Annotated in this window: 13 protein-coding genes, 2 tRNA genes, 1 other RNA gene and 1 pseudogene; 8 read left to right on the top strand and 9 right to left on the bottom strand. The window is 68.7% G+C overall.

Features of this window, described 5'->3' with window-relative positions; genetic code table 11:
• Positions 1–358 precede the first annotated feature (358 nt).
• Positions 359–711: a transfer-messenger RNA gene (gene ssrA / locus BEN78_14150) on the bottom strand.
• 381 nt (positions 712–1,092) lie between these two features.
• On the opposite strand from ssrA, the gene BEN78_14145 reads away from it, so the two are divergent.
• Positions 1,093–1,677, top strand: a complete 585-nt coding sequence (locus tag BEN78_14145) for a hypothetical protein (GenBank protein ID ASR45155.1) — start codon at positions 1,093–1,095, stop codon at positions 1,675–1,677.
• A 107-nt stretch (positions 1,678–1,784) separates the two neighbouring features.
• A complete protein-coding gene (locus BEN78_14140) occupies positions 1,785–2,282 on the top strand; it encodes a hypothetical protein (GenBank protein ID ASR44335.1) in 498 nt (165 codons plus the stop codon).
• Between the two features lie 10 nt (positions 2,283–2,292).
• On the opposite strand, the gene BEN78_14135 is transcribed toward BEN78_14140, so the two are convergent.
• The 3 genes from BEN78_14135 to BEN78_14125 form a co-directional block, all read right to left on the bottom strand.
• A tRNA-Ser gene (locus BEN78_14135) sits at positions 2,293–2,382 on the bottom strand.
• A gap of 369 nt (positions 2,383–2,751) precedes the next feature.
• Positions 2,752–3,756 (bottom strand): LysR family transcriptional regulator, encoded by a 1,005-nt coding sequence (locus BEN78_14130; protein ID ASR44334.1) that lies wholly within the window; start codon positions 3,754–3,756, stop codon positions 2,752–2,754.
• A gap of 133 nt (positions 3,757–3,889) precedes the next feature.
• Positions 3,890–5,170 carry a serine--tRNA ligase gene (locus BEN78_14125; GenBank protein ASR44333.1) on the bottom strand — a complete coding sequence of 427 codons (1,281 nt, stop codon included), beginning with the start codon at positions 5,168–5,170 and terminating at the stop codon, positions 3,890–3,892.
• A 74-nt stretch (positions 5,171–5,244) separates the two neighbouring features.
• Here BEN78_14125 and BEN78_14120 point away from each other — a divergent pair.
• Positions 5,245–5,939 (top strand): annotated as a pseudogene (locus tag BEN78_14120) (hypothetical protein).
• Positions 5,940–6,015: 76 nt separating this feature from the next.
• The gene (locus tag BEN78_14115; protein ID ASR44332.1) at positions 6,016–6,588 is read left to right on the top strand and encodes a hypothetical protein; all 573 of its coding nucleotides are present in this window, start codon (positions 6,016–6,018) and stop codon (positions 6,586–6,588) included.
• Between the two features lie 153 nt (positions 6,589–6,741).
• Here BEN78_14115 and BEN78_14110 read toward each other — a convergent pair whose 3' ends face one another.
• The 3 genes from BEN78_14110 to BEN78_14100 form a co-directional block, all read right to left on the bottom strand.
• Positions 6,742–8,064 carry a 3-phosphoshikimate 1-carboxyvinyltransferase gene (locus tag BEN78_14110; protein ASR44331.1) on the bottom strand — a complete coding sequence of 441 codons (1,323 nt, stop codon included), beginning with the start codon at positions 8,062–8,064 and terminating at the stop codon, positions 6,742–6,744.
• Positions 8,061–9,182, bottom strand: coding sequence for a chorismate mutase (locus tag BEN78_14105; protein ASR44330.1), 1,122 nt, complete (start codon positions 9,180–9,182; stop codon positions 8,061–8,063). The genes BEN78_14110 and BEN78_14105 overlap by 4 nt, the downstream gene beginning before the upstream one ends.
• A gap of 166 nt (positions 9,183–9,348) precedes the next feature.
• A complete protein-coding gene (locus BEN78_14100) occupies positions 9,349–10,449 on the bottom strand; it encodes a phosphoserine transaminase (GenBank protein ID ASR44329.1) in 1,101 nt (366 codons plus the stop codon).
• A gap of 131 nt (positions 10,450–10,580) precedes the next feature.
• Between BEN78_14100 and BEN78_14095 the strand changes: the two genes are divergently transcribed.
• On the top strand, positions 10,581–11,546 hold the full coding sequence (locus BEN78_14095) for a mononuclear molybdenum enzyme YedY (GenBank protein ID ASR44328.1): 966 nt from the start codon (positions 10,581–10,583) through the stop codon (positions 11,544–11,546).
• Positions 11,547–11,590: 44 nt separating this feature from the next.
• Positions 11,591–12,196: a sulfoxide reductase heme-binding subunit YedZ gene (locus tag BEN78_14090; GenBank protein ASR44327.1), complete on the top strand. Its 606-nt coding sequence runs from the start codon at positions 11,591–11,593 to the stop codon at positions 12,194–12,196.
• 22 nt (positions 12,197–12,218) lie between these two features.
• Here the strand turns inward: BEN78_14090 and BEN78_14085 are convergent, their stop codons facing one another.
• Positions 12,219–12,452, bottom strand: coding sequence for a hypothetical protein (locus tag BEN78_14085; GenBank protein ASR44326.1), 234 nt, complete (start codon positions 12,450–12,452; stop codon positions 12,219–12,221).
• Positions 12,453–12,484: 32 nt separating this feature from the next.
• Positions 12,485–13,180 (bottom strand): hypothetical protein, encoded by a 696-nt coding sequence (locus BEN78_14080; GenBank protein ASR44325.1) that lies wholly within the window; start codon positions 13,178–13,180, stop codon positions 12,485–12,487.
• A gap of 211 nt (positions 13,181–13,391) precedes the next feature.
• Here BEN78_14080 and BEN78_14075 point away from each other — a divergent pair, with 211 nt between their 5' ends.
• Complete coding sequence (locus BEN78_14075) at positions 13,392–13,664, top strand: polyhydroxyalkanoic acid synthase (protein ASR44324.1); 273 nt, start codon at positions 13,392–13,394, stop codon at positions 13,662–13,664.
• A gap of 155 nt (positions 13,665–13,819) precedes the next feature.
• A tRNA-Val gene (locus BEN78_14070) sits at positions 13,820–13,894 on the top strand.
• Positions 13,895–14,038 lie beyond the last annotated feature (144 nt).

Genomic DNA, 14,038 nt, shown 5'->3' with positions numbered 1-14,038 from the left:
CTGCGATCTTCTCAAGCTGCGAGCCCAAATCCCGTCAACGCCCCAGTTCTCGCGTTCTGGCAGGTCGACTGACATAAGGCTGAAGACAGCGCTTTCGGGGCGCAGCAAGACTTCACAGTCAAGAACGCTTTTGGCTTGGCGCTGAAGTTCATGGATGTGTGCGTCTTCCTGCCAAACAAGTCGTTTGGATTTCCTGGAGCGCTGGTAGCGAAAGACATCCGCCCGAGGGCGACTCATATCCCCCCACGGTCTCACGGTCTGCAACGGACGGGGCCAGACAACGGCAGACAAAAAAAGGCCGGGAAGCGCGCTGGAGCGCGTTTTCCCGGCCTTCTGTGGTCTTGTGGAGACCGATTTTTGGTGGAGGTGGCGGGAGTCGAACCCGCGTCCGAAGGCACTCCATCCCCGGTACTACATGCTTAGCGCACCGTTGGATCTCGCCCCGGAACAGCACGGTGCGCAAAGCGCATCCCGGGACCAGCCTGTCAGTTCAACCACGGCAGACAGGCGGCCGCCGCGGCTGGTTCCTGTGATGATGACCCTACATCCACGAGCACAGGCACAAGTGGGTTCGGGGCTTACGCCTTAAGCGGCGAGAGCGTAGTTGTCGTCGTTGGCAACTAAAAGTTTGCCGCTGGATTTACGAGGAAAGCTGCCCCCTCGGCATGCACCAGGTAATTTCGCGACCCCCGTCGAAGCCATGGCACCCCCGGGAAATCAGAACTTACGCTGATGCATGCAGTATACGGGCGGCCTGATGCGATGCAAGCGGGCGACGACGGCATGCGAGCGCAGGTTCATAGGCGGAGCCGCCCCCACGCCTCGTGCCGGAGTGCAATCGTTCCAACTATGAGAAATGCCATCGGCTATAACGTCGCATCGTTCGATCGGTGCTGCTAGCATGCGCGTCCCCCTTGGGGAGTAGCCGGCTTCCGCACTGCGGAAGCGCCCGCGTCAACACACTCGATCCATTGCGATCGTGGCGCGTGCGACCAGTCCAGGTTGGCGAGACCAGCGGTGTACCGGCATCACGCGGATTGGGCGTGCCGGCATGCCGTTGTCGCGCTTGCCCGATCCCGATTGATGCGCACGATGTCCCTGGGTTCCATCCTCCTGATCGGCTTCGCCATGTCGACCGACGCCTTCGCCGCCGCTGTCGGCAAGGGCGCGGCGATGCGACGCCCCCACTTTCTCCAGGCTCTGCGTGCCGGTGTGATCTTCGGCACGATCGAGGCGCTCACGCCCGTCATCGGATGGGCCCTGGGTCTAGCGGCGGCCGCCTATGTCAGCGCCTGGGATCACTGGATCGCGTTCGTCCTGCTGGGCCTACTCGGCGCGCGCATGATCCACGCGGGCCTGCGCAAAACACCCGAAGACGACGCGACCCCTGCCCGCCATGGCTTCTGGAACCTTGCTGCAACCGGCTTTGCCACCAGCATCGACGCGATGGCGGTGGGCGTAGGGCTGGCCTTTCTCGACGTCAACATTGCCGTGGTGGCGACCGTCATTGGTATCTGCACCCTGGTCATGGTGACCACCGGCATCATGCTCGGACGCGTGTTGGGCGCGCTCGCCGGCAAGCGCGCCGAGATCATCGGCGGATTGATCCTGATCGGCATCGGCGCGGCCATCCTCTATGAGCACCTCGGCGGCGGAGGCGGTTTGCCTACGCTGTAACCGGTGCGCCATGCGTGCGCGGTGGCAGCAGACACGAATCCCGCGGTTCACGGCAGACACACGAGGGCTACCCGAAGCTCGAACGATCGTCAGCCGGAGCGTCCTCGATGAAAGTCCGCCGCGTCTACAGCACCGATTCCCTGCCCGCCGCACAGACCGCCATCCGTGAGGTGCGCGATGCAGGCATTGAAGACGATGCCATTTCGGTGATCGCCCGGTCGGACATCGAGCTCGAAAGCGTGCCCGAGCATCAGAAAGAAGCGCCCACCGACTTCAAGCATGCCGCGATGCGTGGCGCCGGCTTGGGTGGGGCGACAGGTCTGATCGCAGGTCTGGTGGCGGTTGCGGTGCCGCCGCTTGGACTGACTCTCGCCGGCGTCGCCTTGACGACACTGGGCGGTGCAGCCGTCGGCACCTGGGCGTCGTCGTTGGTCGGCGCTTCCCTGCCCGATCCGGTGCGGCGCACGTTCGAGGATGAGATCGAGGCAGGCCGCATCCTGATCGTCATCGACGGCGAAGGCGATGCGTTGGCGCGTGCCGAGGCCGCGCTTCAGGCCGCAGGTGCGCGGCATCTGCCGTATGAGGAGGCGTCAGCGTTGAGTTGAGGCAGGAGATTGGCGGAGAGAGTGGGATTCGAACCCACGGAAGGTTTGACCCTTCGGCGGTTTTCAAGACCGCTGCCTTAAACCACTCGGCCATCTCTCCGTTGTTACTGCGCTCCCACACTACACCGCGCTTCGCGCGGTGCCGGCGGTTTGACCATCGACCTGCGGTCGATGTTTCCTCCGGCCTGCGGCCTCCGGATCAAGACCGCTGCCTTAAACCACTCGGCCATCTCTCCGTTGTTACTGCGCTCCCACACTACACCACGCTTCGCGCGGTGCCGGCGGTTTGACCATCGACTTGCGGTCGATGTTTCCTACGGCCTGCGGCCCCCGGATCAAGACCGCTGCCTTAAACCACCGGTCATCTCTCCGTTGCTACTTCGGCGCGCACATTACACCGTATGTCACCCGATACCGCACGTTGCGCGGTGCGGGTGGATCAGTGCTTGACCTGCGGTCCAGCCCCGCCTCAGGACATTGTCGCACGCGCCGCGCCTTGCGCGATGCGCGGTGCGGGCGCCGGGGCGCAATCGCGGGCTTTGCGGTCGCAATTGCGGCAATCCAGGCTTGAGGCTTCGATCAGTGGGGGCAGCTTCTCGGCCAGGAAGTCGATGAACACGCGGACCGCCGGCAGTAGGCCACGGCGCGAGGCGAATACGGCGTGGGCGATGCCCTGGGGCAGATGCCAGTCGGGCAGCACGACTTCCAGTTCGCCATTGCGCACGGCTTCGGCGCACAGGGTCTCGGGCAGCATCGTGATGCCCAAGCCCTGCTTGGCCAGCGCCATCAGCATCGGGAAGTCGAAGCCGGCGACGCGGGGCTTGAGCTCCACGCGGCGGGTGGTGCCGTCGGCAGCCTGCAGGTCCCAGCGCTGCTTCACCTCGTCCTCGCCCATGCTCATCGTGGTGTGCTGGCTGAGTTCGTCTGGGTCCTTCGGGCGGCCCATGCGGTCGAGATAGCCGGGGCTCGCAACCAGCAATTCCTGGATCTGGCCGAAGCTGCGCATCACGAGGCTGCCGTCGTCATCGAGCTTGGCGCGCACGCGCACGGCAACGTCGAAGCCCTCGTTGATGACGTCCACGCGGCGATTGCTCACGTGCAACTGCACGCGCACCTGCGGGTAGCGGGCCAGGAACTCGGGCAGCATCTGCGGGATCGACTGCTGGGCGATGCTCACCGGCACGCTCACGCGCACCAGACCGCGCGGTTCGGCGCTGAGCCGGTCGACGACCTCGCGCGCGGCGGTGGCCTCGGCCAGCATCGATTGCGCGTGACGGAACACGCTCTGGCCGACGTCGGTGACGGCGAACCGGCGGGTCGAGCGCTGCAGCAGACGCACGCCCAGTTCGGTTTCCAACTGGCTGATGCGCCGGCTCAGCCGGGACTTCGGGATCCCGAGCGCCCGTTCGGCCGCGGCAAAGCCGCCATGCTCGACCACCATGGCGAAGTAATAGAGATCGTTGAGATCCTGCATGGGGAGCCGCCTTGCTATCAGGACAATAGGCGATATTGGACCACTTCTATCCTATTTCCACAACGAATTCCGCCGGGCGGCTTCCCGGCGGTTCATCGCGCCCTGTAGCGGCGGCGCCCTACCCTGATGCCCGTCAGCCCAGGCGGGTCACGCCGCCCATGTACGGGTGCAGCACCTCGGGAACCTCGATCGTGCCGTCGGCGTTCTGGAAGTTCTCCATGACCGCGATCAGCGTGCGGCCCACCGCCAGGCCCGAACCATTGAGCGTGTGCACGAGTTCGGGCTTGCCGGTCTCGGGATTGCGCCAGCGCGCCTGCATGCGGCGGGCCTGGAAGTCGCCGCAGTTCGAGCAGGAAGAGATCTCGCGGTAGGTCTGCTGCGAGGGCAGCCAGACCTCGAGGTCATAGGTGCGACGCGCGGCGAAGCCCATGTCGCCACTGCACAGCAGCATGCGGCGGTACGGCAGCCCGAGGCGCTCGAGCACGGTCTCGGCGCACCGGGTCATGCGTTCGAGTTCGGCGTCGCTGTCGGCCGGGCGCACCACCGAGACCATTTCCACCTTCTCGAACTGGTGCTGGCGGATCATGCCGCGGGTGTCGCGGCCATGGCTGCCGGCCTCAGAGCGGAAGCACAGCGAATGCGCGCTCATGCGCAATGGCAGCCGCTCGGCCTCGACGATCTCGTCGCGGACCAGGTTGGTCAGCGAGATCTCGGAGGTGGAGATCAGATAGCGCTTCTGTTCGCCCAACTCGGTGGCGAACATGTCTTCCTCGAACTTGGGCAGTTGGCCGGTGCCATAGAGGCTGTCGGCGTTGACGATCACCGGCACGCTGGTCTCCTCGTAGCCGTGTTCGCCGGTATGCAGGTCGAGCATGAACTGGGCGAGCGCGCGGTGCAGGCGCGCGAGTTGGCCGCGCAGCACGGTGAAGCGGGCGCCGCTGAGCCTGGCGGCGGCTTCGGCATCGAGCCAGCCATCGCGGGCGCCGAGCTCGACGTGGTCGCGGACCGGGAACTCGAAGCTGCGCGGCGTACCCCAGCGCGCCTGCTCGACGTTATCGGCCTCGTCGCGTCCCACCGGCACGCTGGCGTCGGGCAGGTTCGGCACGCTCAAGGTCAGCGCCTCGAGTTCGGCCTTGATACCGTCCAGGCGCGACTCGCTGGCCTTGAGTTCGTCGCCGAAGCCGGCAACCTCGGCCAGCAGCGGGGCGACGTCCTCGCCGCGCGCCTTGGCCTGGCCGATCGCCTTGCTGCGCGTGTTACGCAGGTTCTGCAGCTCCTGGGTGCGGACCTGGATCTGCTTGCGCTCGGCCTCCAGCGACTCGATGCGCGACACCGGCAGGTCGTACCCGCGGCTGTCGCGCAGGCGCGCGGCGGTGTCGGCGAGGTGTTGGCGCAGCAGGCTGGGATCGAGCATCGGGGCGTCGTCATCGAAAGCGGGAGCGGCATTATCGCCCGGATCGGCGATACGCCGAAGCGACGGCCGCGCGGCGGACGTATGACAGAATCGGGCGCCCTGCCCGCTGGAGCCCGCCGTGTCCGCACCCTCGCCCGCCTCGCGCCCCCGCCACGCGCTTCGGCAGTGGCTGCCGACCCGTCGCGCGTGGCTGATGATCGCGGCAGCCTGCGCGCTGGGCGGCCTGCTGTTCGCCGGGCTGTGGTGGCAGCAGCGCGACACGCGCACGTCGGCCGGCGACATCGCGATCGGTGGTCCGCCGGATGCATCCGATCGAACGGCCACACCGTTGCCGGCCCCGCTGCCGGCCAGTATGGACGGGGCCAGCGGACGCTTCGGCCCCTCTGACAGCGCGCCCCAGGGGCCGCCTGCCACGATCTCGCCGCCGGTTGCGAGCGGACCGGCGCCAGCCCCGGCAGCGCCGCCGCCGGAGGCAACCACGCAGGCTGCCGACAGCACGCCCCGGCCACTGTCCACGCCGCAGCCGCGTTACCCCCGCGCATCGCTGCGGCGGGGCGAGACCGGCGATGTCATGTTGCGGGTGCAGGTCGGGGCCGATGGCCGGGTCGAGGGCATCGATGTGATCGCCAGCAGCGGACACGCGCGCCTGGACCGCGCCGCCGTCAGCGCGGTCCGGCGCTGGCGCTTCGAGCCGGCGATGCGCGCCGGTCAGCCGGTCCCTGGCGAGGTGCGCGTGCCGATCGCATTCTCCCCGGCAGACGATTCCTGAGCCCCGCCCGGCGCTGACAAGGTCTCCACATCGGCGGTGGGAGGCTCGGCGCATCTTCCGGCGTGGAGCTACGACGATGAGCGATCCGATGCGGCGTCCCGACGACGTGCCCCCTCCGGCCGCCCCGCCTCCGGAGCCGCCGCGCAAGGGCTCCAGCCCGCTGATCTGGATCCTGCTGCTGGTGGCGCTGGTGGCGCTGGGCTGGTACTTCCTGAGCAAGCGCGACATGCCGCAGACCGAGCCGCTGCCGCCACCACCGACGATCGGCGACGGGGTCACGCCGCCAGCCGAGCGCGAGCCGGCGCGGACGCCGGAACGGACCACGCGCCCATCGGCGTCCACTGCACCTGCGGACCGTCCGGCCCGCGTCGTGGATCAGCCGCGCCCCGCGTATCCGGCCGCGGCCCTGCGCAATCGCGAAGAGGGCTCGGTCACGCTGCTCGTGCAAGTGGACGCTGCCGGCAAGCCGACCGATATCAGCGTCGAGCAGCGCAGCCGCTCGCGCGATCTCGATCGCGCCGCGATGGATGCGGCGCGGAACTGGACCTTCGAACCGGCGATCCGCAACGGCAAGCCGGAGGCGAGTTCGGTCCGTGTCCCCGTCGACTTCACCCTCGAAGACCAGCCGGGCGCGACCGCGCGCAACTGAGCGCATCGATACGTCGACGTCGTCGCCTGCTCCCCGTCATGGGGAGCAGGCTTCAACATCAGCACTGCGAACGCGTCTGGGGATCGTGGCGCTGCCGCGGGCCTGAAACAGCGGGCGTGGCCTTGCACGACAGCGGAACGCCGCTGAGCCCCCTCAGTCGCCCTGCAGGCCGAACCCAGCCCCGCGTGCCAGCGGCACGAACCCGGGGAACGAGGTCGCGACGTTGGCGGTATCGCAGATCACGACTTCACCGGCCGCGCGCTGGGCAGCCACCGCGAACGCCATCGCGATGCGATGGTCGCCATGACTCTCAACCTCACCATCGCCAAAGACCGCCCCTGCCCCAGGGCAGCCGGGAATCGTCGCGCCATCGGGCGCCTCGTCGATCGCGACACCCAGCGTGCGTAGTCCCGTGGCCATCACTGCGATGCGGTCCGACTCCTTGACCCGCAGTTCGGCGGCGCCGGTCACGCGGGTCGGCCCGTCGGCGCAGGCGGCGGCGACGAACAGCGCCGGGAATTCGTCGATCATGTCCGGCACGTGGATTTCCGGCACCTCGATACCGCGCAGCGGTGCGTGGCGCACGCGCAGGTCGGCCACCGGCTCGCCGCCCTGCTCGCCGGCATTCGAGGCCTCGATGTCCGCGCCCATCAGCCGCAGCACGTGCAGCAGGCCGGTGCGGCGCGGGTTCATGCCGACCCGGCGCAGCAGCAGATCGGAGCCGGGCACGATCGACGCGGCGACCAGGAAGAACGCCGCCGACGAGAAGTCGGCCGGCACGTGCACGTCGGTCGCGCGCAGGCGATGGCCGCCCGACAGCCGTGCGAGCCCCGGTGAGAAGTCGATCGGCCAACCGAACGCGGCGAGCATGCGCTCGGTGTAGTCGCGGGTGGGCCGCGGCTCATGGATCACGGTCTCGCCATCGGCATACAGGCCGGCGAGCAACAGCGCCGATTTGACCTGGGCGCTGGCCAGCGCGTTCTCGTACTCGATGCCGGCCAGGCGCTGCCGGCCATGCACGCGCAGCGGCGGCACGCCCCCCTCACCGGTGTCGATGCGGGCGCCCATGCGCGCCAAGGGCTCGGTGACGCGCCGCATCGGCCGCTTGGACAGCGACGTATCGCCGACCAGTTCGCTGTCGAACGCCTGGCCGGCGAGCAAGCCCGCCAGCAGGCGCATGCCGGTGCCGGCGTTGCCACAGTCGAGCGGGCCGTCGGCGGCGCGCAGACCATCGATGCCGACGCCGCGGACGACGCGCTCGCCGGTTGCGGGTGTCTCGATGGACACGCCCATACGGCGGAAGATCGCCTCGGTGGCGCGGGCATCCTCGCCCTCGAGAAAGCCGGCGATGCGCGAGGTACCGTCGGCCAGCGAGGCGAGCATGATCGCCCGGTGCGAGACCGACTTGTCGCCCGGCACGTCGAGTTCGCCGCGCAGCGGCGCGCCGGCAGTGGCGATCCAGCGTGCGGCGCTCATGGCACGGCCACCGGGTAGGAGCCCAGCACACGGACATCGCCGGCGAAGGCGTCGATCTCGTCGAGCGCGTCCTTGAGCGGGGACTCGTCGACATGACCGGCGACGTCGATGAAGAAGGCGTACTGCCACAGCGCGCCATGCGCGGGCCGCGATTCGATCCGGTTCATGCTGATGCCACGCCGCGCAAGCGGCTCGAGGATGCGGTAGAGCGCGCCGGGCTGGTCGCGGATGAACACCATCAACGAGGTGCGGTCGTTGCCCGAGGGCGGGAAGGCGCCGCGACCGATGACCAGAAAGCGCGTGGTGTTGTCGCTCCGGTCCTCGATCGGCCCGGCAATGACCTTCATGCCGTAGACGTGTGCGGCATTCTCGCCGGCAATCGCCGCGGCGTCGTCGGATTTCTGCGCCCGGCGCACGCCTTCGGCGTTGCTGACTACCGCGTGCTTCTCGGCCTGGGGCAGGTTCTGGCGCAGCCAGCCCTTGCACTGCGCAAGCGACAATCCATGCGAATACACCCGCTCGATCTCGTCGAGCCGGCCGGTGCGCGAGAGCAGGTACTGGTGCACGCGCAGCTCGACCTCGCCGCAGATGCGCAGGGGCGAGGTCAGAAACAGGTCGAGCGTGGACTGGATCGTGCCCTGCCCGGAGTTTTCGACCGGCACCACGCCGAAATCGGCATGGCCGGCAGCGACTTCGTCGAACACCTCCTCGATGCTCGCCAGCGGCAGACCCATCGCCGAGTGACCGAACTGCTTGTGCACCGCCTGCTGGGAAAACGTGCCTTCCGGCCCCAGGTAGCCGATCTTCAGCGGCTCCTGCTGGGCCAGACACGCCGACATGATCTCGCGGAACAGCCGCACCAGCTCGGTGTCCGACAGCGGGCCGTCATTGCGGTCGACCACACGCCGCAGCACCTGGGCCTCGCGCTCGGGCCGGTAATAGTCGACGGCGGCGGCGAGCTTGCCCTTGGCCTTGCCGACCTGGCGCGCGAACTGCGCACGTTCGGCGATCAGGGTCTGGATCTGGTGGTCGATGCCGTCGATCTGTGCGCGCACCGCGGCCAGGTCGGGCGGCGGTGCGGCTTTGTCGGCGGTTTTCTTCTTCGGCTTGGCGGCCATCAATGGTCTCTCAGAATCGATGCTGGGTTACGGTCGCACAACGCTGGCGCTGACACACCGACGCCATCCCAGACGCCGCAATGTCGGAGGCTCGGGCCCCTGCCCGGCCCTCCATCGCCGGCCTCGCGGTCACTGCCGATGCTCGACGGCATCTGGGGCGGGCCGCTCATCCCCGCCGTTGCTGGAAATCCTGCATGTAGGCGACGAGCGCGCGGACGCCCTCGACCGGCATCGCGTTGTAGATCGACGCGCGCATGCCGCCGAGTACCCGGTGGCCCTTGAGGCCGATCAGCCCCGCCTCGCGCGCGCCGGCCAGGAAGTCGGCGTCGAGCGCAGGGTCGGTGAGGAAGAACGGCACGTTCATGCGCGAGCGCACCTCGCGTGCGACATCGTTGCGGTAGAAGCCGCCCGAGCCATCGATGGCGGCATACAGCAGCCCAGCCTTCTCGTCGCTGCGGCGGTCGAACTCGGCGGTGCCGCCCTGGTCGAGCATCCAGCGGAACACCAGGCCGGCCAGATACCAGTTCCAGGTCGGCGGGGTGTTGAGCATCGAGTCGTTGGCCAGATGCGAGGCGTAGTTGAAGATGTCGGCGCGCGGCTGGCCCGCGCGCTCCAGCAGGTCGCGGCGCACCACGACGACCGAAAGGCCGACCGGTCCCAGGTTCTTCTGAGCGCCGGCGTAGATCAGGCCGTAACGGCTGATGTCGATCGGCTCGGACGCGATGCTGGAGCTGAAATCAGCGAACAACGGGACATCGCCGGTGTCGGGCGCGGGCGCGCCCCAGGCCGGCCGGTACTCGACGCCGTGGATGGTCTCGTTGGCGGTGATGTGCACGTAAGCCGCGCCCGGGGTCAGGCGCCAGGTTTCGCGCGCCGGGATCGTGCGGAAGCCATCGGCCTCGCCGCTGGCAGCAACGTTGACCGCGACCGCCGGGGTGAGCTGACGCAGCGCCGTGCGTCCCCAATGGCCGCTGACGACATAGTCGACGGTGTCGCCGGGCGCCGCGAAGTTCAGCGCAATCAGCGCCTGCTGGGTGGTCGCCCCGCCCTGCAGGAACAGCACCGCGTAATCGTCGGGCACCGCGAGCAGCGTGCGCAGATCGGCTTCAGCGCGCGTGGCCACGGCCATGAACTCCGGTCCGCGGTGGCTCATCTCGACGATCGAGGCACCGGCGTCGCCCCACTCCAGCATGTCGGCCTGGGCCTGTTTCAGCACGCTTTCAGGCAATGCCGCAGGTCCAGGGGCAAAGTTGTAGGCTCGCGCCATCGCTCGACTCCGCTCGTTCGCAGGCCGGCAAGTATGCCGCAGTGCAGCAGCCTTGACGCGCGGCCAATGGTTGCGATGGCAACGTATTCCGCGTTGCCCCATCTACGGCGCGCACGCGCCAGGAGCCAGCGATGTCCTTGCGCGACGCCTTGCGGATCCCCGAGTCCGACATCACCGATGAGGCGGTCTATCGTGACCGCCGTCGCCTGCTCGCCCTGCTGGCCGCGACCCCGGCGCTCAGCCTGGCCGGCTGCGCGGATGCCGAGCCCCCGCCGCCCAGCACGGCCCCGGTCACCCCGGCACAAGCGCGCAGCGGCTTTCGCACCGACGAGCCGCTGACCCGCTACGAGGACATCACCTCGTACAACAACTTCTACGAGTTCGGCACCGGCAAGGCCGACCCCTCGCGCGCGGCCAAGACCCTGCGCACCACGCCCTGGAGCGTGGAGGTGGCCGGCGAATGCGCCAAGCCCGGGCGCATTGCACTCGAAGACCTGCTGCGCGGCATCGCCAGCGAGGAGCGCATCTATCGCCTGCGCTGCGTGGAAGGCTGGTCGATGGTGATCCCGTGGACCGGCGTGCCGCTGGCGGCGGTGCTGCGCCGATTCGAGCCTACGGCCAAGGCCAAGTACGTGGCCTTCACCACGCTGGCCGACCGCGAGCAGATGCCGGGCCTGCGCTTCCGCTCGATCCGCTGGCCATATCGCGAGGGCCTGCGCATCGACGAGGCCATGCACCCGCTCGCGTTCCTGGCCACCGGTCTATACGGCAAGGCCTTGCCGCAGCAGAACGGGGCGCCGCTGCGGCTGGTGGTGCCGTGGAAGTACGGCTTCAAGAGCATCAAGTCGATCGTGCAGATCCGCTTCGTCGAACGCATGCCCAGCACGGCGTGGAACGACCTGCAGCCCTCGGAATATGGGTTCTTCAGCAACGTCAATCCGGCGGTCGACCACCCGCGCTGGAGCCAGAAGACCGAGCGCCGGATCGCCGGCAGCAACCGGCTGCTCGCCAACCGGATCGACACCCGTCCGTTCAACGGCTATGCCGACCAGGTCGCCTCGCTCTACGCCGGCATGGATCTGCGCAAGTGGTATTGAGCCAGGCACGTGCGCCCAGGCGCCGCGCAACGCCGACCGGCACTGTGGTCAGCAAGGCATTGGTGCACGCATTGGCCCTCGCGCCGCTGGCCTGGCTCGGCTGGCGCGTGTGGGGCGTGCTTGGCGGTGGCAACATCGATGCGCTCGGCGCTGAGCCGGTGGTGGCGATCGAGCACGAACTGGGCATCGGCGCCCTGCGCCTGTTGTTGATCACGCTGGCGATCACGCCATTGCGTCAGCTCAGTGGATGGACCGCGCCGCTGCGTTTTCGGCGGATGCTCGGGCTGTACGCCTTTGCCTACGCCAGCCTGCATTTCGCGGCCTGGCTGGCGCTGGACCTGGTGGGCGACGTGTCGCAGGTCGCCACGGAGATCGCGCGCCGGCCCTACATCACCGTGGGCTTTCTGGCCTGGCTGCTGCTGGTGCCGTTGGCCGTGACCTCAACGCTCGGCTGGATGCGCCGGCTGGGTCGCAACTGGGGCCGCCTGCACCGCCTGGTCTACGCGATCGCCGCGCTGGCGGTGCTGCACTTCTGGTGGATCGTGAAATCCGACTGGCGCGAGCCCGCGCTCTATGCCGGGCTGCTGGCGCTGCTGCTGGGCTGGCGGGTGTGGAAGGCGCTGGCGCGACGACGCGCTGCGGTGCGCTGACGGTCATCCGCAGCCGAAGGCGTCAGCGGCCCGATAGCAAGGCGGCACGGCGGCGCGCATGCTCGTCCGCATCGATCGCGCCCTCGCGGTGCAGGCGGTCGAGCGCGGCCACCTGCGCCACCAGCCCCTCATCCAGGCGGGGTGGCGGTTCGCGCTGGCTGCGCACGATCGCCCAGACGACGAGTCCGACCACGCCGGCAAAGATCGCAACCAGGACCAACAGGATGATCAGGTGCCAGATGCTGAGGGTGCCCATCGGATCGCGCCTCCAAAAAACTGCGTATCGGCTCAGCTGGCGCCGAACAGGAACAACGCGCCCAGCGCCGCGGCCAGCAGCACCGCCGCGAGCAACAGCCAGGGCAACCGCAGCCGCCCGGTCGCCGGAACATCGAATGGATCGGGCCCATCGTCGAATTCGTCCGCAGGGCCATGGCCGAACGTGATCATGCCGCCGCGAGACGGCGCTTCGACGACGAAGCGATGGTGGGCGTCGAACACGATCTGGTCGCCGGGCTGCAACAGCGCGTCGCGCACCGTCTGGCCATTGACCACGCTGCCTTCCGCCGAGCCCAGGTCGATCAGCCGCACCCGATCGCCCACCCGCTCCAGGCGCGCATGGCGATCGGCGAAGCCGGGGTCGTCGATGCGGATGTCGGCATCGGACTGACGACCGATCAGTCGCGCGCGGTCGAGCGTGAAGCAGCGCCCGTGGTAGCGACCGCCCAGGCCGCGCAGCACCATGCGCGGATCGGGATCGGCCGCATCGCCCTGCGGCACGTCCTCCGCGGACGGGGGCGCGGGCGGCTGCTGGGGAAGCAGGCGCAGCTCGTGCCCAGCGACGAAGATCGCATCGCCGGTGCGCAGCATCGCCACACGCTGGATGCGTCGCCCGTTGACGTGGACGCCGCCGGCGGCCTCGCCGACCGTCAGCCAGACGCCGCGGCGGTCGACACACACGCGCACGCAGGCGGCCTCGGTCGCCACGGGCGCAAGCCCGGCGCCGTCGGCGCGCAGGCCCAGCCCGAGCTCGCCCGCTTCGAGGGCAGATCATCGGTCGAGGACCCGGGAAAACGCAGCTTGAGCGCAGTCATGCGGCGGAAATCTAGCACGAGCCGCGCCGCGCGCCGCATCCGTCACTTGGTCGATGCGCCGCGGCGCCGCAGAATGAGCGCCCAATCCAGACAAAGCGACCGACATGTCCGGTATCGACATCACCCACCCCCACTCCCTGCCGCAGGCCGAGGCACGCAGCGCCGTCGAAGACGTCGCGCGCCTGCTGGCCGAGCGTTTCGACATGAAGTCCACGTGGAACGGCGACACGCTCAACTTCAACCGCTCCGGCGTCGACGGCGCGATCGCCCTGCTGCCCGACAGCCTGCACGTGACCGCCAAGCTGGGCTTTCTGCTCTCGGCGATGCGCGGCCCGATCGAAGCCGAGATCCGCCGCGTGCTCTCGGAGCGATTCTGAGCGCATTGGCGGTGCCTTCGACACACCTGCACGCATGGCTTGTCGGCGCGTCGATTCGACCGTAGAATGCGCGTCCCGATCGCACCGGCAGCCTTGGGCCCCGGCGATACGGACAGCGGAACGGCCACGTTCCCCAGTCCTGGCGACAGCGTTTCGGGCGGTTAGCTCAGCGGTAGAGCATTGCCTTCACACGGCAAGGGTCGCAGGTTCGAACCCTGCACCGCCCACCAACAGCATCGGACAAGCCGGCCCAGTGCCGGCTTTTTCGTATCCGGCGCACGCGTTGCATCGCCTGTCGATGCCCAGTGCGTCGAGCACGTCGAATTGATGATCGGCAACCGCGACCAGTGCCGTGCCTCGCGTGCGCCGCGGCT

Source organism: Xanthomonas citri pv. mangiferaeindicae (assembly GCA_002240395.1).
GTDB lineage: Bacteria > Pseudomonadota > Gammaproteobacteria > Xanthomonadales > Xanthomonadaceae > Luteimonas > Luteimonas citri_A.
The sequence above is the reverse complement of the archived record's forward strand: the minus strand, read 5'-3'. Positions and strand labels throughout refer to the sequence as shown.